This window comes from Acidimangrovimonas pyrenivorans (assembly GCF_042643245.1).
Taxonomy (GTDB): Bacteria; Pseudomonadota; Alphaproteobacteria; order Rhodobacterales; family Rhodobacteraceae; genus Acidimangrovimonas; species Acidimangrovimonas pyrenivorans.
Genome location: NZ_JBHRSK010000002.1, coordinates 170,016 through 192,128 on the forward strand (window position 1 = coordinate 170,016; position 22,113 = coordinate 192,128).

Sequence of the window (22,113 nt, forward strand, 5' to 3'; positions counted from 1 at the left end):
CCGCGATCAGAAGTCAATGGACACCAAGCGCGACTCCTCCTTCGAACGCATGCTCGCGGCCGACAGCAAGATGCGGATCTTCAACGACACCGTGCCGGCGGGGATTCTGGTCATCGGCCAGGAAGATGGCCGGGTGGTCTTTTCCAACCGCTACTTCAACGAGGCTTTCGGCGTCGATGCCGTGGCGCTGCTGGGCGAGAGCTGGGAGAGCTTCTTCGTCGACAAGGACGAGCGCCAGGAGCTGATGGTCGAGTTCTCCGTCCGCGACCAGGTCCGCGATTTCGAGCTGCGCCTGCGGGGAAAGGACGACACGGTCCTTTGGGGACTCGCCTCGCTCGCCCCGATCATGGTCGACGACGAGGAACTGCTGCTGTTCGCCTTCAGCGACGTCACCAAGCTGAAGCACATCGAGGGGAAACTGCGCGAGCTCAACGAGATCAAGAACCGCTTCCTGGGCATGGCGGCCCACGATCTGCGCAACCCCATCGGCGCCATCCGCTCGATGTCGAACATGATCCTCAAGCTTGACCTGGACGACGAGAGGAAGGGGAAGCTGCTGCAAACGATCTCGCGAACCAGCGATCAGATGCTGGCCCTGCTCAACGACCTGCTGGACGTTTCGGTCATCGAAAGCAGCGAGTTCAGCCTCAAGCAACGCACCGGCAGCCTGGGCGCCCTGCTCAAGGAGCGTGTCGCGCTGGTTTCGCTCAGCGCCGAGAAGAAGGGCATCCGGCTGTTTTGCGACATCGACGGCGACACGGACATCGAACTCGACCCCGGGCGGGTAGCTCAGGCCATCGACAACCTGTTGACCAATGCCGTCAAGTACTCGGCCCCGGACAGCATCGTCGAAACGTCGGCCCGGCGCGGCGGCAGCTCCGTCGACATCCGTGTGCGCGACTACGGCCAAGGCATTGCTGCCGACGAGATCGGCCGGATATTCATGCCCTTCGAGAGGCTGAGTTCGACGCCGACCGCCGGCGAGAAGAGCACCGGTCTCGGCCTCGCCATCACCAAGAAGATCGTCGAAGCCCACGGCGGCACGGTCGGCGTCGAGAGCACGCCGGGCGAAGGCTCGACATTCACGCTGTCGTTCCCCCTCTAGGCGGTGAAGCCACGGCCACCGGCCGGCAGAGGGCTTCTGGCGGAACCGCCGACAATACTGCTTTGTCCCGCATAGCCGATGCCCGGCCTGCTGCCGGTTTTGCGAACGGCAGCAGACTGCTATCCACGGCATTGTCTCTGCCACCGTGCGCGGCGCTCCAAGATTCTAGGAGCTCCCCCCGCGCCTCGAACAGGTCCTGAACGGCCACATCGTCTTTCAGCACCGCACCTTCGACAGGAGCGGCGTCGCCTTGGTGCCGATACCAGCGCAGCCAAGAAGAAGCAGAGACCCGGGCAGGCTCACGGTCTGTCGCGACGCACTCTCAGGCAGCCTTCGCGAACATAGTAGGCCGCCGTGAACGCGTCGAAATCGGGGTGACCGTCGAGGCGGTGCATCACGATCTCGGCAAGGCCGATTTCGTCCTCCGTCGTCAGCAGGGCCTCGTCGTTCATCACTTCGTCCTTTGCCCGCTGCGACGACACCTCGATCCGGCGCAAGCTCTGGTAGGTGCTGGCGACAAAGCCGAGGCGAAAGCAGATGTCGTCGGAGGGTTGGGCCCGGATCTTCTGCTCCTCCTCAGGGCGAAACAGTTCGACCAGCCGGCCCGTCCTGTCCCTCATCTCGACGCTCAAGGCATCGGAGGTGTGGTCATCGCGCGGAGCGAAGGCCATTGGGAAAAGCAACGGGGCGAGTGTCACGGCCCGACTGGGCATGGGGTTTCCTTCCCGCGATATCCATGCACCGATGCGGTGCGCGGTCGAGCGAGCATAGCCGATATCGCGGGGCAAGTCCCGCGACCTAAGCGCCCTCGCGATCCGCGGGATTCGAAGGGGCACGTCGGCTGGCGATCGTCGCGCCCTCGCCCACGACGGCCATTTGCGACCTGCGCTTGTCGCGGAGACGGTTGCGCCGCAATGCCGGAGCATGGATGCTCGCCGAAGACGAGGATCAAGGGAACCCGGCGACAGCACATGTGTGCCGTTCTTGGAAGATGTCAGGGCCACCCGCACGGGAAGGCCCATGCGTGGTGGCCGCCGCCCGGGCGCGGCCGCCGCCCGATTATCTGACCCTATCCAAGAGAGATCCCATGCAAGCAACGCTATCCGCGGGGCCCGAGGCCCTTGAAATCCGCTGGTCCGATGGCACCACCGGAACCTTTCCCTATCTCTGGCTGCGCGACACCGATCCCGCCGGCTTTCACCCCCAGACCGGCGAGCGGGTCTTCGACCTGACCAGCGTGCCGCTGGACATCGCGCCGGAACGGGCCGAGATCGAGCGCGATACGCTGGTCGTTTCCTGGCCGGATCAGAGCGGCGAAAGCCGCTTCGATCTGGGCTGGATCAAGGCCAACCGTCCGGGCCGCCCCCGCCCCGATCCGGCCGAGGTGGCCCCGGTCGTCTGGCGCAGCGGGCTGGGGGCGCAGAACATCCCCCGGGCCGCGGCGGAGCAGGTGCTGGCCTCGGAGGCCGCGCTTGCCGACTGGCTGCGCGCGACCAAGTGCTACGGGTTGTCGATCGTCGACGGACTGGCCGACACCGTCGAGGCCGGGATGGCCATCGCCCGCCGCGCCGGCCACCTGCGCGAGACCAATTTCGGCCTGACCTTCGAGGTCGTCTCGAAACCCGACCCCAACAACCTCGCCTATACCTCGATCGCGCTGCCGCTGCATACCGACCTGACCAACCAGGAACTGCCGCCGGGCTACCAGTTCCTGCATTGCCTCGCCAACGAGGCGCAGGGCGGCGGCTCGGTCTTCTGTGACGGCAAGGCCGTGGCCGAGGACCTGCGGGCCGAAGACCCGGACGCGTTCGAGATCCTCTCGACGGTCAGCGTTCCGTTCCGGTTCCATGACGCGCAGACCGATATCCGCAGCCGCAAGACGGTGATCGAGCTGGATCGCGACGGCGGGGTCTCCGAGATCTGCTTCAACGCCCATCTGGCCGACATTCTCGACCTGCCGGCCACGCAGATGCCCGCCTATTACCGCGCCTACCGGGCCTTCATGGCCAGGACGCGCGCCCCGGCCTACGCGGTGACGCTGAAGCTGACGGGCGGCGAGATGGTGGTGTTCGACAACCGCCGCGTCCTGCACGGGCGCACCGCCTTCGATCCCTCGACCGGTTTCCGCCACCTGCACGGCTGCTATGTCGACCGCGGCGAATGGGACAGCCGGCTGCGCGTTCTCAGCCGACATGCGGTCTAGCCGGCCGCGCTCCAGGGCCAGCTGACAGCGAAGGGACAGGCCGCGCGCATGCCGCGGCCTGTCGCCCGTTCGGGGCGCGGGTGCCCAGGCTCCGCCACGACGCGGCCGCCCGGGCGAACCGCCCGAAGCGGAGGCTCAAGGCAGGCCAAGCCAGTGGCAGCCCTCCTCAGGATATCGGCTCTTGGCCGGCACCGAGCCTTGCTCACCAAGGGACGCTCCTGCGTCAACCTTGACGGCGCGCCGATCATGGACAAAAATAGACAGACCGGTCTATTCTGACCCAGGGAGGAAACCATGAAAGTTGCAAAGGACGATGTCGACGTCAGGATCCAGATCCCCGGCGCCACCTTGCGCCAACGACGGGGGTTTGGCACCGTCAAGGGCTACGACCGCATTGGTGGCGAATACTTCTCGCTCTCGGCAGGAGTGGATACCGCCCCTTTGTTCGCAGGGCTCGAAGGCGACCTCTGCCAATGCCCGCATTGGGGCTATGTGCTGAAGGGCGCGATAACCACCACCGACGCGCATGGTGCGCGGGAAACCGTCAAGAGCGGAGACCTCTTCTACTGGCCGCCGGGGCACAACGTGCATGTCGATGCCGATGCCGATATCATCATGTTCAGCCCGGAGCATGAACATACCGAGGTCCTTGACCACATGAAGGGGCGGCTGCAAGCCTAGGCCAACCGGGCGCGCCCCCTTGGCGCGCCCCTTGAAGTGAAGACGATGGCGAAAGATACCAAGAACCGGCTGATCGAGACCGGCCTGATGCTTCTTCTCGAGCGCGGCTACAGCGGGCTCGGAATCCTTGCGGTGCTCGAGGCCACTGGCACGCCCAAGGGCTCGTTCTATCACCATTTTCGCGACAAGGAGGATTTCGCCCTCCAGGTGATCGACGCCTATGTCTCCGGGGTGCACGAGCAACTTGAAGCCTGCCTCTCCGACAAGGCGACAGACCCGCTCGACCGAATCCGCGGTTTCTTCGAGGCGACGGCCCTCGCCTATGAGAGCCAGGGGTATATGGGCTGCCTGATGGGGGGGATCGGCCAGGAGTTGGCGGCAACGAGCGAGGTGTTCCGCGACAAGATCGAGGGCTGTCTCGCCGCGATTGCCGAGCGCATCGCGGTCTGCCTCGCCGAGGCGCAGCGGCAGGGCCGGCTCCATCCCGATGCCGACGTCGCGGCGATGAGCAATCTCATCGTCGATGGCTGGGAGGGCGCCGCGTTGCGAAGCCGGCTGCGCCGAAGCCCGGCCTCGCTGGATGCGATGCTGGGATTCTATTTCGCCGCGCTGCCCACGATTGCCCCAACGCCCTCGAGGAGCGCGGTTCATTCAGGCCCTTCGCTATCGGGGAGTGATGGAACTGGCCCGGGCGGGTTGCGACGACGATGAAATCGCCGGCGACAGCGGCCATAGCTCCAAGGGCAGGATCCGCAATTGGGCGGGCGAAGCGGGACCGATCATGCGCGCCCGGCAGACCCGGGAGAAGCGCAAATGGCCCGGGACAGAACGCAAACGGAACAGGAACCTGATAAACGGAGTGATAACCGCTTGACGCCCGCGCCGCATAAACCTAATGAATGCGGCACTCTGGCGAGTTGGCGGAGTGGCTACGCAGCGGATTGCAAATCCGTGTACACCGGTTCGATTCCGGTACTCGCCTCCACCTTATTTCCAAGAAGCTTCGACACGACGAGAAGCTCGGCGACCCTGCCGGTTTACAGATCGGTTTACAGTTGGTGCCGTTCCGCGCGTCTTTCCGCACCCGCATCGAGCGAAATCTGTTGAACGGCGACCGGATCACGGGAATGATCCTTCGCATGTCGCGTATCTATGTTCCAACCCGCGGACCAAGTGATTGGCGTGCCCTTTTGGGCGATCCCGAGAAACACTGGAAGGCCGGGTATTCCGCGATGGCGGCGGCACGTTCCTGGGAGACCGCCAAGGGCGTGCCCCCTGAGATCGCGAAGATTATGGGCCCCGCCCCGGACCTGCTCCTTGCGATCCCCGAACACAAGGTCCCGCTTCCCGGTAGAGGCGCGGCAAGTCAGTGCGACGTCTTCGCCCTAATTCGGGATCGGGAAGAGACGGTCTCGCTGGCAGTCGAGGCGAAGGTCGCCGAACCTTTCGACAAACCCATTGGTGAATGGTTGCGCGATGGCTCAGACGGCAGGCGCACGAGGCTTGCCGCGATCTGCGACTTGCTGGGCTGCGGCTTACCGCCGGGTGACCTATACTACCAGCTATTCCATCGGACCGCCGCGGCAGTCATTGAGGCCAGGCGCTTCGGCACCGACGCCGCGGCGATGATCGTTCAATCCTTTTCGCAGGAGCACCTCTGGTTCGACCAGTTTTCTGCCTTCTGCGCCTTCCTCGGCGTCGACGCAGCCCGAGAAAAACGGCTCACGCGGGATCTGCCGGGCGGTGGAAATCTGATCCTCGGCTGGGCCACGGGCGAGGCCCGGTTCCTGGAACCGGTCGCACCATGAGCGACGACGACTGGACCGATCTCCAGAACGACGCGATCGTCGCGGACTACTTCGCCATGCTTGCCGACGAACTGGCGGGCCGTCCCTACAACAAGGCCGCCCACAATCGCGCGTTGCAGAAGCTAACGGGAAGAACGAAAGGGTCGATCGAATTCAAGCATCAGAACGTCTCGGCGGTTCTCTTAGGGCTGGGCGAGACCTGGATCCGGGGCTACAAGCCGGCCTTCAATTTCCAGACCTCGCTGGTCGATGCCGTGGCACATTGGCTTCAGAACCATCAAGGCTGGTTGGCGCGCGTCCCCCCTGCCCCAGCCCCGGGTCTGGCGGAGCCTGGACTGATCTGGGTCGGCGTCGCGCCCACCATGCGAAATGCGCCGCCTCCGAAGGAACTCGAGCAGATGCAGGCGGTGGCCAGAAGGTTCGACGTCGCCGCCCGCGACGAGCGGAACCGGGCGCTTGGCCAGGCTGGCGAGGCGCGAGTCTACCAGCACGAGCGGTCGATCCTGATGGGCGCCGGGCGGGAGGACCTCGCCAAGCGCGTCGAATGGGTCTCGCGCGACCGCGGCGACGGAGCAGGGTTCGACATATCCAGCTTCGCGCCCGATGGCGCGCAACGCCTAATCGAGGTGAAGACGACGAACGGTTGGGAAAGAACGCCATTTCACATCTCGCGCAACGAACTGGCCGTCGCGGAGGAACGTCGAGAAAGCTGGGTCCTGTTCCGCCTCTACAACTTCTCGCGCGCGCCCCGGGCCTTCGAACTGCGCCCCCCGCTCGATGCACACCTATCTTTGGCGCCGACAACATTTCAGGCAAGCTTCCACTGAAAAGAAACAAGCCTCACCTTTGATCTCACGGGCCGTGTTGTGCCCTGGATTACGGGAGGTGATCCGATGGTAAGCTTGAGGGAATGGAGCGACAGAGACAGCCGAGATGAGAAAACACCCAAATAGCTTCACCGAAAGCCTTTATCGCGAGCACCGGTGGCCCACGAAAGGCGACCGGCTGTTACGATCATCGGGCGACCGGGGTCGCAGTGTCGAGTTCACATCCCAGCCGCTTCCCAAGCACGTCCTGCTCTGGGATGGCTATTTGTCCGCTGCCGACGGACTGGTTCGGATGTGCCTGTCCGAAGGATACCGGCACGAGAGGCACACCGTCATCTATCCGATCCTCTTCAACTATCGGCACGGTTTGGAACTCGCCATGAAGTGGGTGGTCCTCATGTATGGTGGGACAGGCATTTCCGGGGTGCAGGTTGGCCACAACCTATGGCAGCTTTGGAAAGAATGTCGCAGGATTATCGAAGAAACCGGTCCGACCGAAAAGGACGTCGACGATGCTGTCGAACAGGTGATCAAGGATTACCACGAGCTCGACAAATCTGGGGTGAATCTTCGGTATGGCTGGGGAAATGACGGTCGTGAAATCAAGCTACCGGATCGCATGATAGACCTTGAGAATTTGCGAGATGTCATGGAGGGCATTGCCAACTATTTTGGCGGTCTCGACGGCTGGCTTGACGATCAGCGCTCCACTGTCCGCTGAACCAGGTCCATGATCTCCTCAGGTCTTCCGCTCGACCTCGGCCTTCTCCCGCGCCGCAGTCAGCTTCGCCAAAACCTCGTCCGCCACTTCGGGGACCAGCGCGGCGTATTTCTCGATGATGTTCGCGGCATGACGTAGCCCCCACCCCATGGTGACGGCGATCTCGTTGAGAGAGCAGCCGGCCCGAAGTAGTTCCGTCGCCGCCGTTCCGCGCATGTCGTAGAGCCGGAGCTCGTCGCGAACGCGGATCATTGCGGGGTTCCCCTCCGCCATCGTGTTCGCCCTCTCCTTCAGATCGCGAACGATCTGGGATGCACGCTCCGGCGTCAGGCGCCGACCCGTCAGAGAGACAACGAGATATTCCTGATCCTCCGGCGTCTCGTCGATCAAGCGTCCCAAGGCGGGCGTGACCGGTATGCTCACCGGCTTCGTGGTCTTGGTGCGCCGGAAGTAGAGACGGCGCCCCAGTCGCGTATTCTGGACATGTTCGCGTGTGAGGATGCCGATGTCCTGTGGCGTCAGGCCGCCTTCCGACGCAGCGACGACAACGCGCTTCTCCCGTTCGCAGGCAACGTCGAGTAACGCACGTTGCTCATCCGGCAACCAGATGATGTCGGAGCGGTCCGACCGATACAGCCGTTCGACGTCGAAATGATGATGGATCGAAAGAGCCGCCACATTGGCCTTCGTCCAGTTGAGGAAGCGGGTCACCACGCTCGTAGCGTAATCGAATTGCCTCGGCGAATGCGCCCACCGGTTCTTCCACTCTCCGATCTCGTCGAGAGATTCCGGTTCCTCGAATATCTTGATGGGCTCGTTGCCGAATTCCTCCTCGAAGGAAACGAGATATTTATCGTAGTCTTGACGCGTCCGGGGCTTGAGCTGCGTGTAGTGCGGCGACTTCCGGTAGCGATTCATCACCGCCGCTGTTGAATCTCGACTCGTCGAGGCGCTCCGTCGGGAAGCGCCGCGAATAGCATCGTTGTAGGCGAAGAAGTATTCGGGTTGCGGCGGCGCGAAAGACATTGCCGAATTCCAAAAGGCAGGCCCACCCCGGAACGCGTAGTGGTAATGGCGAATGGACCCGTCGCTCAATCTCTTCCGAACGCGATGAACGCCCTTAATATCAGGCTTGACCACGGCGCGCCCTCCTCTGAGCGACCAAGCTCGTGGAAGCCGCCGGCGCGTTCATGCCTTGGGCGGCGTCGAGCCGCTCGCGGACATGCTTTGGGTCGTAGACATTGCTGCGCCCAGGAACAGTCTTGATCCCCAATTTCGCGCACCAAGAGCGGAACCCGCTGGTAACCCCGCCGAACTTCATCGCGGCAGCCAACTCTTCTCCGGTCATCAACATGAGAGGCACCCCATTCAGAACGGGGAATTCGATGTTCGGGGCTTGTGGAAAACTGCTCATTGTACAGATCTTTTCGGTCTTGCGCTTCTTCTCCTCGCGGTAACATGCGTACGACGCACTCGAGGCAGGAGAAAAAACTGGAGAAAATGGCGGAGATCTCTGACAACCAATTGAATCAGAAGAAAAGAAATCGCCCATGTCGCGGATCAGAAAGCGGGCGCGCCTACGTCAACGTGGCAGCAGAATGATTACCGGCGCGCCCTATCGCGAGAGTTCCGAGCCCGCGATTTCTTTCCCGTTCCTTTACCTCGGCGACACTGCCTCGGATGGCGTCAGGACCGGGCCAAACCTCGTCGCCAGGTCGGCAAGTCGTGCCCCGTGCCAGTCGATGGCCCCGAAGACATCCCGAGGCCCTCTGCCCTCGAGCGACATCTCATCTGCACGCACGAAAGAGAGGGCTTCGAGGCAGCCCAGAACTTCCATGAGCCTTCGCTTAAGGACTTCGGGGTCGGGGAAGGCCCTATCGGCCTCGCCGATAAGCGTCTCGACCTGATCCAAGGCGTGGCCATCGTCCGCCAGCGAAACAACCTCGTGAAGGCCCAGGCCATGTCGGCGAAGATGATCAGAAACTTCGATCACCGCCCGTTCCCGAATTTCATCACGCCGCTTGGTCCAGGCGGCCAGATCACTTCCGCTCATTCAGAGCTCCTTCGACGAACAGCCCGCGGCCCCTGCCGCGCGTCTGATCGCTGTCGCCGTCAAGAGCTGCCGACGGGGGTGGGGCCGGCAGCTTGAGCATGTCTCTGGTTCAGGCGACCGCCAGCAGGCGCATCGCCTCGGGTTGGGTTTCGAGAGCATTCTCCAGAGCCGCCCGCAGGCCGTCGGTCAGCAAGCAGATTTCGTCAACGACTGGATCCGAAGGGTCGATCCGCGCAAAGTAACCTGCCTCCGGACGGCTCTCATCGTGAACATGTTCCAGCGTGAGAATGCCAAGAAGATCACGCAAAGCGAGCCACGTGCAGCGCGAAATCCTCGCCCCGTCGCGGAGGCGATCCATGATCGTGTCGACCAAACGCCCGCCGCGCGCACCGGCAAGAAGGCAGGCAGCGTTGCGCAGGCCGTCCAGGTGATCGGAAATGAACACGCGCAACGGCTCCATCGGATTCCTGGTCACACGATTGGCAGTCTGCGAAGAGATCTCGCGAAGGTGCATCTTGAACTCCTTGGTGTGGAAGCCGGGCGCTCTTGGCCCGGGTCAAGTTCTCGAATGGACTTCTCACACCGAGGCCCCGCGCGATCCGGCCTCAGGCTCCCAGGCCAGATCGTCCGGGGGCGCGGCCCTTCTCTTGTTCTTCATTTCGGGCCAGGGCCGAATGCGCACGGCAATGCCCGCTGGTCCATGACCGCAAGATATTGGATTGGCGCCGATAAGATCGTTGGAACTTCGATATTCTGACGATCATCCCGGCGGCGCGACACGTCGAGCGCGCCGCCGGGATGATCGTCAAGGGCTGGTCTGGGGGGGAGCGTCGAGGGGGGGCCTCCCCTCTCGACCCTCGGGCACGCGATTTGCGTGGAGCGCTGAGCGAAGAATGGTTCAGGCCCCCTCAGGATATTCGTCTCCGTTCGATGAGGTTTCGAACGACAGTTTGAAACGGCCCAAGGTCATGCCTCGTGCCCTTCGCATTCCCGGGACAAACCAGCGTATCGAGCTCGCGCCGACAGCGCGCAGCACGCCTGAACGCAAGACGCCGGCCATGCGGCACGGTATCGATGCTTTCGTTCGCCGGAAGACCGGCAAGGTGGATGTGCCGGATCTTCATCGGGTGATCTACCGACCGTGGCTGTATGCCGGAACGAAGGTCGGAGCCAAGCTCGACAGCAGTTGGCGAAGCGGCGCGTCAAAGTAGCGAAAGCGCCGCCTTTGTCGTTCCCCAAGATCTCACCTACCCGCGATAGAACACAAAGTGTTGTCTCAATCTTCTCGCGAGATTACGCTTTTTCGAGTATCGAGGGAGGTTTCATGATCGAGCGACCGGATTTTATCGTCAGCGAAGACGAGGCAAGGCTGTTTCCAATACTCGCGGAAACAAGCAAAGAGAAACGGGTAGCATCGATTTTCTTGGCCGTAATGACCCAGATCCCGGTCCTGGCTGAAGAGGTTCTTTCCAGCGTTGGCGTCCGGGTAGGGAAGCGCACGCGCGTTCGTGCATTCACCGAAGTCGTGCTGAAGGACAAAGTCGAAGATGGTTGTCGCCCCGATGGCCTGCTGATCATCGACACCGGACGAACGCAATGGTCGGCCCTGATTGAAGCCAAGATCGGGCGCAATGAGCTGACATCAGAGCAGGTATCCAAATATGCGGAGTTGGCGAAGGCGAACGGCATCGACGCTGTAATCACCATCTCGAATGAGTTTGTGGCGCGCGCAGATCATTCTCCGGTTTCGATCTCGAAGATGCTGCTTCGAAAAGTCGACCTGTTCCACTGGTCCTGGTCGTGGCTGGCCACCGTATGCGAGATTCTTGAATATCAGGAAGCAGTAACGGACACAGAGCAGGGATACCTCCTCGGGCAACTGAACCATTTCCTTGCGCACCCTGCCACTGGGGTCGAGCGATTTACCCAGATGACCGCGAGCTGGAAAGATGTGACGCAGGCGGTATCGAACGATGAGGCTTTGCGGAAGACCGCTCCGGAGGTTGAAGCCGTCGCCGCGAGCTGGGTTGCGGAAGAGCGAGACCTCTGTCTGCACATGTCCAGCCATATTGGTCAGGAGGTCGCCGCCAAGGTCGAGAGAAAACTCTCCGATGACCCAGCATCCCGCCTCAAGGCAATGGCAGAAGCACTCGCAACCCGACATTCGCTGTCATCTGTCATCCGTGTGCCAAATTGAGCTTCCGACATGGATGTCACCATTGATCTCGCCCGCCGGACTGTCGCCGTGTCGATGTCGCTGAAGGCGCCAGGGGACAAGAAGTCGACGAAGGCCCGCGTCAACTGGCTGCTGCGAATGCTCCCGGAAGATGACGAACGACTTCTTCTGCGGGCACATTGGCCCGGTCGCGGGGCGCCGACGACCAAGGACATCAAGACCCTGCGTGAAGATCCATGTGCGATACAGAACGACAATCCGGCCGCGACGCCGCACGCCTTCGAGGTTCTGCTGGTAGAGAATCTCGGCAAGCGCTTTTCAGGGCGTCGCACCTTCATCGAGGATGTCGAGCGTATCGTCCCCAGCTTCTACGATCTTGTCGGCACCAACCAGAAAGCATGGCAGGCGCCGCCTCCGAAGCCGGTCAAGGTTCGTAGCGAACCTGATCCGGGCGAGTTGGAGCATGATGATCTGGAAGACGCTGGAGCGATTCCCCAGGACGAATGAGATCAGCCGGCGTTTATGGCGACTGATCTACTTGGGTCCCGCCACACGGAATGCGTCACCACGGATCGGCGGCATTTTCGCGCCCAGCGTGCGGAGGATGCATCAGCACCGGTTGCAGCACAACCTCGTCGAGAAGTTCGGGCCAACTCTTGGCGCGTCTCGAGAGAAGAGTTCGACTCGAGGACCCTGAGGCCTGTGCCAGCACGCCCGCCAAGGTGAAGCAGTGGTCGGGGAGTGATCCGAATCCGTCGCAAATCTGGATAAGGCTCACATCTCCAAGAGCCGCCTGAAACAAGTGCCTCTTGAAAAAGGATGGCTCCCCGCGGCTGCCATGGCGACAGCGGCGTGTATTGCTCGCGACTCCGGCCGGAATCGAGAGATTCTCACGCCGCCCCGTTTCCAAGGGTTCTTGGGTTCCAGCAATTCCATGAATTCTTTACTGCGATACACGTGAAATAACAGGTTGTTACGACAAATTGGCGATCAAAAACACGGAAATCACAAACACAAATGACGGATAAATATGAAAGGAACCGGCACTTCGCATACGACAAGACGGATTGGGATGCCACAACAACTGCCCTACTGCATAGGGATAACGGCCCAAGACAGAACATTTCACGGTGGCACTGGAAGGTAAGACGGACAGACCAGTCATTTTGGCGGGGAGCGATTTCGCCCCATCTACTCGTCATACAAACGACGAGTGGAAACGATGACCATCAACGACAAATATATAGTTCGAGAACATGCTGTTTCATACCTTCAAAATGGCGAGCGAACATTTCTCGGTCTTAGGCTTGCACATGGCCTAATGTATTGGATGCATCAATATCTCGACGGCGAAACGCAGCGCGCCACTGGCGTCTTCCACAAGGAAAGGATCGTGCGCTGTCGCGACATCGCTGATGCGGTCGGACCGGTGGGTGCTACAGACAATGATTGGCTTCGCGTCGCGGTCAACCAACTCGAGGGGCAAGGTCTCTTTCGGTCGGTTCAGGTCGAAGGACAACGGCTCCACTTCCATCTGTCAGAGAGTTTCCTGGCTGCATATTCACGAAAGGCCAAGGGCGACTCATTCGCGATCATTCGGACCGATCACATCCGCGCATGTGGGACGCTACACGACATCCTGTTCCTCACGCTCGCGTCGATGCACGGCGGGAGAGACTACCCGAAATTCTCCCTACCTCGCATCCTTAGGGAGCCTGCCCCTTCTCTCACGCCAATTCAACGGCTTGAGCTCGGATTGAAACGCGAGGATCAGGAGAAATGGCGGAAATCATGGGAAGTCTCGAGCAAGTCCTGGGTCCGGGCCGCGACCAGAGCAAGTGCACTTCTGAACCATGCCTATCTTATCGCCCCTCAACACGGGATCTTCGACAACCACGTCTCAAACGTTGTGGTCAAGGTTTCGCATGGAAAAACGAAATGGTCACCTGAACGGCTGTACAAATTCCGAGCCGGGACTCGAAATGTTGTTGAGATTCATCCCTCCGGGAAGAGGGTCAGGTTGAACAAGGCCGCCCTCAAGAGCAAGCTCTATCAGACCAACATCATATAGTAGAATCTATTGCCCCGCGCTTGGATGCGTAGAACCCCGATTCCCCCAAGCACTTACTTACTTCCAAAAAGCGCTCAAACTAACTTTCCCGACTTTCAAACTTTCTTACGAATTTTTCTTTTGCCAGCAAGATTTCGACCAATATCCATTTTATGTCCACAAAAAGGAAAGCATAATGTCTCGAAAACCTCTCTATACAAACGAGCAAATCATTGAAGTGGGTGAAGCTCTCGAGCGGGCGCACCCTGGCCGAGAAATTGACGCTTGGCGTGTGTACGACAAGTTGGGGCTTCGCGGAAAATACGAACGTGTTCGCGAAATCTGGGACACCCATCGCGAAGCACGGAAGGAAAAGGGTTCCCCTGCCGAGAGCTACGAGAAAATCATGCCCAGTCACTTCCGGGAAAGCCTTGACAAGATTTTCGGAGATTTCGGCAACGGAATCGAGGAGCTTTTCATGAACTTCGACTCACACATTTCCAGCCAGTACAACCGGCAAATCCGCATCCTTCAAGAAGATCATGACAAAAGCCTTTCGGAGCTGAAAGAAGAGCTGGCGTTCTGGCGAAATCGCGCTTCGACACTCGAGCAAGAGCTCGGCGATCAGGCTCCTCATACCAGCGTTCGGGCGCAGGAGAAGCGTCGCGAAACCGACAAGAGCCCGAAGAGCTCGCCGTCAGGCCCTCTTCCCGGCCAGATGACCATGTCGGTTTAATCTTCAAAGTCGCCGCCCTCGGGCGGCGATTTCCGCCTAATCCCAGCTCTCCTACCTGACCCGAACGTACCCTCTGTTTCGTAGCCGCACCACCAACGCCACGCCGGATGTCTTAGGTTCTATGGGCATTTCATAAGTCTCGGGGTCTATCTCGGCCTCATCTGCCGGCGAACCTTGATCAAACTCCCCTCGAGCGACGGCCGCCAAGACCTTGCCCCAGTCCCCGAGTTCTCCTGGCGCGCTGAGATGGAAAGCAGCGCATGCGGCCTGTTTGGCTTCCTCTGCGGTTTCGACCCGAGCAAGCCGGGCTCGCTCTTTCCTCGCTTCCTCCTTCCGAGCCCTCTCCCTTAGAAAGGCAATTCGCTGGCCTTCGTCGGCGACACGAGCGCGCTCACGCTCCAATGCACGAAGTTGAGACCAGGTTTCCCACAGCTCCTCGTTCAACTGATCATGTTCGCTTCTGCTTTCTTGATCGACCGCCCCGGGCGGTGCGTCATCCCGCGGGTCCTGAGGCGTGGGTTCTGGCGATTTGGGAGCCGCACAGCCCGAAGCCCGCAGACTTTTTTCCGTCCTGGCTTTTCTGCGTATGATTGCTGTCGCAGCCGGCCCGCGGTGACACCCGCTCGTTAACCCAGGAGGAGCATCGCCTGCTTCGGCCATCTCCGCGTAAGATCTCAGGTCGATCCGGGCTGAGGACCCGACATGCCTGAGCGCGGCGTTGACGCGCTTCTGCCACTCTGCGCGGATCATCTTGAGCTCGACTGGCCCCTTCTTCTTGTCGTCCAGTTTGCGGACCTTTGCCCCGAACCCGTCTCCGGGCTCCTGCCGGCGACGGGTCGACGTCAGCATGTGAACGTGGAAGTTCCGATTCGTCATTGCCGGGTCCGCCAGAACCTCAACATATTCCTTCGGCGAAATCGTGCCCTTCGCAAGTTGCGCGTCGATTCCACGACCTATCTCTTCGTCGTGGTAATGCGGCGCATGGATGGCCCAATAGACGGCCATGCCATAGGTGTCTTTGAGAAAGCAGGTGAAGCCATGTACGACCCTTCGCTGTTCGGCGAGCGGCAGCTCGGCGGGCAGCGCCGCGCGGAATTCCCGCGCGACTCGGGCATTGCATCGGGTCTCGCAAGCCTCGACCGCATTCCAAAGTCCCTCGACCCGACCCGTCCAATTCGTCAGCCCCTCTTCCAGCAATCCTCGCTTCCGAAGGTAGGAGAAGGTGCGCCCGGTCCTGTCGTCTCGAAGACGGCGCCGTCCGATGTATGCGGCACGCGCGATCGATGACGCGGTTTTCCCGCGCGTGAGGTGGTGCAGTGAGAAATGGCTGGCCGGATGGATCATGCTATGTATATCGGGCCCGTTGCCGTTTTCCGCTCCCTTGAGAGCCCGCTGCAGGCGCGCTGCAAACGGAGTTTGCGTAATTGCGCCTTGCCCTCCGGGCCACGGTGGTTCCACCGGACCCGTCTCGATCGAGCCGATGGTAGGAAAATGCTGATGCGTACGCTCTCCTGGGGCTCCATGTCTCTGTCAGGACAATCTAAAGAGGACCGTCGTCGTGGCAGAAATTGAGAAGCAGATCTCCGACCTGGAAAGATCGATCGCGCAGAAACAAGAGCGCTTGAAGGACCTGAATCAGAAGCAGAAGCAGATAGCTCGATCGAACGAGACGCGAAGAAAGATCATCCTCGGCGCCGCCTTTCTCGCCGGGCTGAAGCACAGAACACCGGAAGACCAAGACCGCAGTCTACGCTGGCTTTATCGACATGTTACCAACAAGCGTGACCGCGAATTCCTCGGATTGGCTCCGCTGGCGGAGCCGCCCATGCGGAAGCAATGAGGGCTATGGACGGCGTTGTTGACCAAGCTGCCGCGCCTCAATTTCATCCAGGCGGGCCGCGGCACGGAAGACCCCACTTCGCACGTTGGCGCCTCCCTCCCCGTCCCTGTATATGTCCTGAAGAAGAGCAAACAGCTCTTCGTCCAGGATCGCATTGTCGGCCAAACCTTGAATACCCCGTACGATCTGGGAGTCTGAAAAGCGTTCTCTTAGGTTCTCGACCTGACCCGCGCGCAATGCCTCCAGGACCTGCAATGTGGCCCCTCTTGGTTGTGAAAACGCGGTTCTCTGCCCCCGAAGCCGCGCGAGGGCGTTTTCCTTTGACACCCTGTAAACGGCCTCTGTCGCTTCGAGAGCCGCTATGGCGGCCCCCGCATCGCTGTCGGCCAATCTGATGAAATAAAACAACGGCAACCATTGCCTCTGCACCATGGCGGAGAGGCACACATACCCCATGGGTGATCGCACCGCTTCGCGCTCCAGATAGGCCATCAGAGCCATTTCAGCCGACAAGGCTTGCCCCTCGACGCGCTCGACGACTTGGCCCTCGCGGTCAACTGCATGAACATCACCGATGAGCTTTAGGGTAGGCGCTCCCACACGTTCGTTGAATTCACCCTCACGGATGAAATCGAGTTGATCAGCCAAGGCCCGGTCGATGGTGATATGCCTTGTCCCCGCGTCCAGTTCGCCTCGATCCGTGTCCACGATCAGGGCACGGTCCGCGCCGATCTCGGTCAACCGCGAGGCACCAACCAACAACATCTGCTGCGCGGCCCGGTCCCTTTCACGCAACATGGCCAGCAAGTCGCCGAATCTGATCTTACCCGACTGTCCTGGATATCGAAAAAGGATGGTCCCATCCTCAAGACCATTCGCATCGCGGCATACGATCACCGGCGGATGGGAGTGCTTTTCCACGTGAATGACGCCCACGGGAAAGCCGCCGATTTCGATCACGTCTTTCAAGAACACGGGCGTAGGTGTGAGGTGCGACTTTGCCTTGTCCGTGATCCGGACGATATCGGTATCTTGGAACGTGCTGTTCGGCATCCCGCTCACCCTGCAATCATCGTTGCGGACGCCGACGAAAATGAAACCACCCCGGTTGTTCGCCAGGGCGGCAATCGCGCGAATGACCGGCTCCATACGCCTCGGGTCGAACTCGGCCTTGCATTCCTGGTCCGAGGTCTCCCCATCGGCCAGATACCAGTGACCGTCCTCCCGGAGAACAAAGCGGGCCCGTGCCTTCTCGGCGAGCGTAGGCTCGACAGGAGCGCCTCCCTCGACCACCACGCCAACCTCGGCAGGTTGGAACCCGGCGAGAAAGGCATCCAGCTCCGCATCTGTCGCAGCGGGGATCTCCGGGCCGTAGTCGCCGTTCCGAATATTCGTGATGCGGCCCGAATTCACCGGGCGGTCCTGACGGTTGAAGTAGAACTGGATATCCCGGTTGCGGGTGCCCCGGCGAAGCATGGCCTTGATGAGGCCAATCTCTTCATCCGTGATCGTTCTCCGCGGCGCTCGGACCACCTGCTTGCTCCCTCCGTCCCTAATGCACCTTCGCCTCGATCATCGCGATCTCTCCCGGGCTTAGGTCGTGAAGACGGTAGATCGTCTGGTTGATCCGGCGCTCCCTCGTGGCGATCTCGGTTTCGGCGGCGGCGATTTCATCCTGCAGACGGATCACATCGGCCATGATGTGGTCCTCGGCGCTGAGACTGATCTTCCTCAATTCCATGGCGAGCTTCTTGCCTGTCATCCTGGCCGTAACCTCGGTGCGGCTGGCCAGCACCTTCCACTGCGCGAGGATGAAGGGGGCCTGATCCGGGGAGGGGAAGATGCCCGTGATCGCCGGAATGCCGTCGATCAGGAAACGCAATTCGCCCCGTTTTAATTCTGCGGCGAGGGGAACTCCAGGTTCAAGGCGTTCTTCAAGCGCGGCGTGCCGGGCCTCCAACTCACGGGCCAGGCGCTCTTTGGCCCATTTCCGGCGGTCGTTGCCGATCAGACGCTTAGGGGCAGCGTCTTTAAGCTCGTTCAGGCCAGGCAGATCTGGAAACAACCATTCGTCCGGGCGAGGTCGAATGCGGACAGCCCCCATACGTCGGGCAATGTCGTCCAAGGCCTGCCGGAGGTGGTCATACAGCTCTTGAAGGCGCTCGGCATCCCCCGCCAGCGCGGCATTGTCGTCGCCGTCGGTGACCGGAAGCGGCAGGTACTTGATGAACTGCTTGTTCGCCTCAAAATATCCGTTGTCCTTCGGCTTCGCCGTCTTGCGGAAGTAGAAGTCGCAGGGTTTGGCGTTGAGCGCGGCCAAGGTGCTCCACAAGGATACACCGCGGGCGGGCATGATGCCGTTCACACGGACGTTGTTGATGTAGAAGGCACCGTCGCCATCCGCCGAGACCTGCATTGACCTGACCGTTTGGGCGACCAGCAGCTTAGGGGCTTCCTGCTTGTCGAGGTTCTTCGGGTAGTTATATGCCCACCACCCGTCATCGAGGTCCATCTTGTTGCTCTCGCGGGCGCGAAGCTCCTCTTCATGCCCGATCAGGTAGGCCCAGGCGTTCGGATATTGCGACCGCATGGTGTTGGCAGGGACAAGGCTCGGACGGTTTCCGCTAAGGCTGTAAGGGAATAGAAGGTAAGTATCGGTCTGAGGTGTCAGATAGCGGCTCGCCTCTGGTCCGGACACCAGCGGCTTCATGATCTCGTCTTCGATCTCGACCACGCGCCCGCGCTTGGCTCCTTTCGGCGGCTTCTCCTCGTAACGGTTCGGCCCGAGACGTTTCAGATGATAGATGTGATCCGCGCTGGTCTGAATGCCCACGAAGATGTTCCGCGTCACGGCGGGATCGTCCAGCCGCAAACCGCTGGCGGTCAGCTTGTCGATCAGGTCGCGCTCGGCGCCTGTGACGAGCAGCCAGCGATCCCCGAATTTCAGGCGGTCGTAGCTCAGACGGATGTCCTCTGCCTCCCACGGGCTTTCGGCAACAACCCCGTTCGGGGCCTGAACCACGGCGACCTCGTCGTTAGGTCGTTTCGAGAAGAACTGGAGCGCGGTGTAGACGGTCGCTTCATCGAAGATCTGGTGCGACCCGAAATCGATCCAGCCCCATAGGTGACGGCCCTCTTCGATCACGCCGCGCAGCCCTGCGCCGTATTCGTTCATCTGCCAGACGGATGGGGCGATGTAGCCCAGCCTCCCATTGTCATTCAGAAGTTGGATGCCCTTTTCTACGAATGGTAGGTAAAGGTCGAAGTTGCCGGTCTGGGTGCTGCAATAGGCTCCACCGCCCTTGGGGTCGCGCGAAAGGAACGCTGCCATGTCGGCATGCACCTTTCGGAAATTCTGGAGTTTCACGTAGGGTGGGTTGCCTACGACCACGTCGAACCCTCCGCGCTCGAACACGCCGGGGAAAGCGGCCTGCCAATCAAAGGCGTTGATCCGCTCCTTCTCGTCCTCGCTGTAGGGCGCAAGGCCGTTATAGAACTCAGGTCCGATCAGGCTGTTGCCATCGCGGATATGGCTGTCGAGCGAAGACAACGGCTTGTCGGAGCGGGCGGTGTGGAGCCAAAGCGCGAGTTTGGTGATCTCAACCGACGCCGGGTTGATGTCCACGCCGTAGAGGTTGCGGCGAAGGATTTCGCGCACCGCGGCGTCTGTCCAGTCTTCTTCCGCCATCTTCTGTCCAAGTTGGCGGCGCAGGTCACGTAGAGCCTTCCATTCGTCCAACAGGTACGCCAGCGTCGTGATCAGGAACGCGCCGGAGCCGCACGCCGGATCAACGATGCGGATGTCGCGTAGCTCCACCTCGTAGGCGTCAATGGCTTCCAGTGAGGGCAGCTTGTTCTTCTTCTCGGACGGCCAGCCGCACATGGCTTTAAGATCAGCAAGGCGGCGCCCCACCGTCTCATCCACGATTCGTTCCACTACCCATTCGGGGGTGTAGTAGACACCGTCGCGCTTGCGCTTGCTTTCCTTATTGATCGACTTGCGGCCTTCCTCTTCAGCTTCGAGGATTTCCAGTTCGGTGATCGACTGTTCGAAGATGCGCCCAAGTGTGTAGAGACCGATGCTCCGCTCCGGATCGCGCTTGCCGGCAGGCGCGTGTTCATCGTGGACAACGCCCTCGCCCCAGCTGGAAGCGTAGTTGTAGTTTGCAGACAGGTAGAGCAGCGTCAGCTTGTTGGCAGCGAGACTCGCCTCGTTCTGGCCCTGCCCACGCTCGCAAAAGATGCTGTTGGGGATGTGTAATTTCTCAAGCTCGAGGTCGGGGGCAAAGAGCCCGCCATTAAACTTGTTCATCCGATGCCCCCCAAAGGGCTGGCCATCGTTCATCACCGTGAAAAGGCGGCGCAGCCATTGCCAGATTTCCCCGCCCTTCGGATCGAAGAACTGATCATCGGCTTGCCGGACCAAGTAGTCACGTAGGAGTTGCGGCGGAAAACCCGGGGCGTGGCCCATGTCCTCGCAGAAGAATACGAAAATCGCCCGATCGAGGATTTTCTGAGCCATACGCACCAGCCGCCCCTTGGTGCCCGGGAAGCGATCCGTACTCGGTCCATTATGCTTCAGCAGGCTGCGATAGAGGTGTTCGCGGAAGCCGCGGTATTCGGCGTAGAAGCGGTTTTCCAGCTCGCTTTGGCGAAACCGTTGTCGCTGGATGAGCGACAGCAGCTCGGCTCGCCCGCTTATGCCCCGGACGATCAGCGTATCGCGGTGGAACAGGCGCGAGAACAGGAACCGGTCGAAGCGGCCCTCGTCGGTGTCGTTCAGCAACGTGGCATTCTGGAGCAGATCCTTCTTTTCCAGCGCGAAGCTGATGAACTGCCGCTCGCCACGATCCGCCCAGTAGAGGCGAAACTCATTCATGTCGGTAATGATAGCCCAAGTCGGAATGATCGGTTCATACCCGAACATCCCCTTGCGGCTGGCATAGAGGTAGTCGAGGCCCTGCTTTACCGGCGATCTGGAATTGCCCTTCCGTTTTTGTGGGGCGTCAAGGGCGCTCTTGATGTCTTTGAATTCGACCAAGACCTGGGGGATTGGATCGGTCTCATCTGGGGCGAAGAACCCAAGCGCAGCATCGGCTTCCCCCATGCCACCGCGCTGCCCCGCTCCTGCGACCGGGAAGGCCGGATAGAGGGTGTAGTTGGCTTCGCCACCTACTTGGCCGGCCTGGACATAACCCCACGTCGCATGGAAGAACTCCTCGAGCAGTGCAGCCTGCGCGGAGGTCTCCTTCAAGGTGCCGCGCCCAGCCCATCGCGTTAGGCGCTCGAGGAGCTCGACCTCCTCGGGGCTATCCTTGAAGGTTTCAAATTCATGCGCCCAGACCGAGCGCAAGAAGGACCTTGATAGAAAAGAGTTCTGGGTATCGACCATTAGCCATGAACTCCTTGAATACAAACGGAAGACTGATACTCCACGGGAAACCTCCTCGCCTTCAAAGGCGACTATTTCTGGGTCGCGGCCAGAACGCAAGACCATCACAAGTTGTGATGGAAAGCCGACTGCCGACGTCTCGCCAGGAGAACCGTTCGTTCTGCTTGAAGGTATTTCCGACACGGCCTTCGAGTTCGAACCGCTTTCGGCCCTCCTGCTGCCTCCGCTCGTCGTCCCAAGTTATCGACGCAAAACCACACAATTCAAAAGAAGCTACCGCCGCAAAGGCGGTTTACAGTTCCGCGATAAACTGTTGATTTGGCTTGGCACAATTTGACGGCGGTTTACAAAAAAACCAAGAAAAACCAAAACCCATTCATGGATTGCAAATCCGTGTACACCGGTTCGATTCCGGTACTCGCCTCCATTTCCTTTCAATTACTTGGCGGAGATCGGTCGTGCGCAGCACGACGCGCCTGGAGATCTGTCCGGCTTCGGCGCCTGGTCGCCCGGCAAGGGCA

Annotated in this window: 21 protein-coding genes and 2 tRNA genes; 15 read left to right on the forward strand and 8 right to left on the reverse strand. The window is 60.6% G+C overall.

All coding sequences use genetic code 11. The annotated features are described in order from the left end of the window. Nucleotides 1-16 precede the first annotated feature (16 nt). Nucleotides 17-1,105, forward strand: coding sequence for a PAS domain-containing sensor histidine kinase (locus ACFOES_RS01725; protein WP_377831428.1), 1,089 nt, complete (start codon nucleotides 17-19; stop codon nucleotides 1,103-1,105). Between the two features lie 299 nt (nucleotides 1,106-1,404). Here ACFOES_RS01725 and ACFOES_RS01730 read toward each other — a convergent pair whose 3' ends face one another. Next, the gene (locus ACFOES_RS01730) at nucleotides 1,405-1,803 is read right to left on the reverse strand and encodes a hypothetical protein (protein WP_377831429.1); all 399 of its coding nucleotides are present in this window, start codon (nucleotides 1,801-1,803) and stop codon (nucleotides 1,405-1,407) included. A 389-nt stretch (nucleotides 1,804-2,192) separates the two neighbouring features. On the opposite strand from ACFOES_RS01730, the gene ACFOES_RS01735 reads away from it, so the two are divergent. From ACFOES_RS01735 to ACFOES_RS01765, 7 genes are all read left to right on the forward strand, one after another. After that, complete coding sequence (locus ACFOES_RS01735; RefSeq protein WP_377831430.1) at nucleotides 2,193-3,308, forward strand: TauD/TfdA family dioxygenase; 1,116 nt, start codon at nucleotides 2,193-2,195, stop codon at nucleotides 3,306-3,308. 294 nt (nucleotides 3,309-3,602) lie between these two features. After that, complete coding sequence (locus ACFOES_RS01740; RefSeq protein WP_377831431.1) at nucleotides 3,603-3,989, forward strand: hypothetical protein; 387 nt, start codon at nucleotides 3,603-3,605, stop codon at nucleotides 3,987-3,989. Between the two features lie 45 nt (nucleotides 3,990-4,034). Further along, nucleotides 4,035-4,700, forward strand: coding sequence for a TetR/AcrR family transcriptional regulator (locus ACFOES_RS01745; protein WP_377831432.1), 666 nt, complete (start codon nucleotides 4,035-4,037; stop codon nucleotides 4,698-4,700). Nucleotides 4,701-4,900: 200 nt separating this feature from the next. Further along, nucleotides 4,901-4,974: transfer RNA gene (locus ACFOES_RS01750), tRNA-Cys, on the forward strand. A gap of 73 nt (nucleotides 4,975-5,047) precedes the next feature. After that, nucleotides 5,048-5,797 carry a DUF6946 family protein gene (locus tag ACFOES_RS01755; protein ID WP_377831529.1) on the forward strand — a complete coding sequence of 250 codons (750 nt, stop codon included), beginning with the start codon at nucleotides 5,048-5,050 and terminating at the stop codon, nucleotides 5,795-5,797. Next, nucleotides 5,794-6,624, forward strand: a complete 831-nt coding sequence (locus ACFOES_RS01760) for a DUF3883 domain-containing protein (RefSeq protein WP_377831433.1) — start codon at nucleotides 5,794-5,796, stop codon at nucleotides 6,622-6,624. Before ACFOES_RS01755 ends, ACFOES_RS01760 begins: the two co-directional genes overlap by 4 nt. 106 nt (nucleotides 6,625-6,730) lie before the next feature. After that, on the forward strand, nucleotides 6,731-7,345 hold the full coding sequence (locus ACFOES_RS01765; RefSeq protein ID WP_377831434.1) for a hypothetical protein: 615 nt from the start codon (nucleotides 6,731-6,733) through the stop codon (nucleotides 7,343-7,345). Between the two features lie 18 nt (nucleotides 7,346-7,363). Here ACFOES_RS01765 and ACFOES_RS01770 read toward each other — a convergent pair whose 3' ends face one another. The 4 genes from ACFOES_RS01770 to ACFOES_RS01785 form a co-directional block, all read right to left on the reverse strand. Beyond that, nucleotides 7,364-8,485 carry a tyrosine-type recombinase/integrase gene (locus ACFOES_RS01770; protein WP_377831435.1) on the reverse strand — a complete coding sequence of 374 codons (1,122 nt, stop codon included), beginning with the start codon at nucleotides 8,483-8,485 and terminating at the stop codon, nucleotides 7,364-7,366. Further along, nucleotides 8,472-8,897, reverse strand: a complete 426-nt coding sequence (locus ACFOES_RS01775; RefSeq protein WP_377831436.1) for a hypothetical protein — start codon at nucleotides 8,895-8,897, stop codon at nucleotides 8,472-8,474. Before ACFOES_RS01775 ends, ACFOES_RS01770 begins: the two co-directional genes overlap by 14 nt. A 105-nt stretch (nucleotides 8,898-9,002) precedes the next feature. Further along, complete coding sequence (locus ACFOES_RS01780; protein ID WP_377831437.1) at nucleotides 9,003-9,398, reverse strand: hypothetical protein; 396 nt, start codon at nucleotides 9,396-9,398, stop codon at nucleotides 9,003-9,005. Between the two features lie 109 nt (nucleotides 9,399-9,507). Beyond that, nucleotides 9,508-9,912 (reverse strand): hypothetical protein, encoded by a 405-nt coding sequence (locus ACFOES_RS01785; protein ID WP_377831438.1) that lies wholly within the window; start codon nucleotides 9,910-9,912, stop codon nucleotides 9,508-9,510. 379 nt (nucleotides 9,913-10,291) lie between these two features. On the opposite strand from ACFOES_RS01785, the gene ACFOES_RS01790 reads away from it, so the two are divergent. The 5 genes from ACFOES_RS01790 to ACFOES_RS01810 all read left to right on the forward strand — a co-directional run bounded on the left by ACFOES_RS01790 (nucleotide 10,292) and on the right by ACFOES_RS01810 (nucleotide 14,360). Further along, entirely contained in the window at nucleotides 10,292-10,609 is a 318-nt protein-coding gene (locus tag ACFOES_RS01790) for a hypothetical protein (protein WP_377831439.1), read from the forward strand. A gap of 113 nt (nucleotides 10,610-10,722) precedes the next feature. Then, nucleotides 10,723-11,595 (forward strand): hypothetical protein, encoded by an 873-nt coding sequence (locus tag ACFOES_RS01795; RefSeq protein WP_377831440.1) that lies wholly within the window; start codon nucleotides 10,723-10,725, stop codon nucleotides 11,593-11,595. Nucleotides 11,596-11,604: 9 nt separating this feature from the next. Further along, entirely contained in the window at nucleotides 11,605-12,081 is a 477-nt protein-coding gene (locus tag ACFOES_RS01800) for a hypothetical protein (RefSeq protein WP_377831441.1), read from the forward strand. 715 nt (nucleotides 12,082-12,796) lie between these two features. Further along, entirely contained in the window at nucleotides 12,797-13,645 is an 849-nt protein-coding gene (locus ACFOES_RS01805) for a hypothetical protein (protein ID WP_377831442.1), read from the forward strand. A 175-nt stretch (nucleotides 13,646-13,820) separates the two neighbouring features. Then, the gene (locus ACFOES_RS01810) at nucleotides 13,821-14,360 is read left to right on the forward strand and encodes a hypothetical protein (protein ID WP_377831443.1); all 540 of its coding nucleotides are present in this window, start codon (nucleotides 13,821-13,823) and stop codon (nucleotides 14,358-14,360) included. A 51-nt stretch (nucleotides 14,361-14,411) separates the two neighbouring features. Here ACFOES_RS01810 and ACFOES_RS01815 read toward each other — a convergent pair whose 3' ends face one another. Further along, nucleotides 14,412-15,704 (reverse strand): MobA/MobL family protein, encoded by a 1,293-nt coding sequence (locus tag ACFOES_RS01815; protein ID WP_377831444.1) that lies wholly within the window; start codon nucleotides 15,702-15,704, stop codon nucleotides 14,412-14,414. 214 nt (nucleotides 15,705-15,918) lie between these two features. Here ACFOES_RS01815 and ACFOES_RS01820 point away from each other — a divergent pair, with 214 nt between their 5' ends. After that, nucleotides 15,919-16,200 carry a hypothetical protein gene (locus ACFOES_RS01820; protein ID WP_377831445.1) on the forward strand — a complete coding sequence of 94 codons (282 nt, stop codon included), beginning with the start codon at nucleotides 15,919-15,921 and terminating at the stop codon, nucleotides 16,198-16,200. A gap of 3 nt (nucleotides 16,201-16,203) precedes the next feature. Here ACFOES_RS01820 and ACFOES_RS01825 read toward each other — a convergent pair whose 3' ends face one another. Next, on the reverse strand, nucleotides 16,204-17,733 hold the full coding sequence (locus ACFOES_RS01825) for an AlbA family DNA-binding domain-containing protein (RefSeq protein WP_377831446.1): 1,530 nt from the start codon (nucleotides 17,731-17,733) through the stop codon (nucleotides 16,204-16,206). 19 nt (nucleotides 17,734-17,752) lie between these two features. Next, nucleotides 17,753-21,592, reverse strand: coding sequence for an Eco57I restriction-modification methylase domain-containing protein (locus ACFOES_RS01830; RefSeq protein ID WP_377831447.1), 3,840 nt, complete (start codon nucleotides 21,590-21,592; stop codon nucleotides 17,753-17,755). Between the two features lie 338 nt (nucleotides 21,593-21,930). Here ACFOES_RS01830 and ACFOES_RS01835 point away from each other — a divergent pair. Then, a tRNA-Ser gene (locus ACFOES_RS01835) sits at nucleotides 21,931-22,019 on the forward strand. Nucleotides 22,020-22,113: the final 94 nt, after the last annotated feature.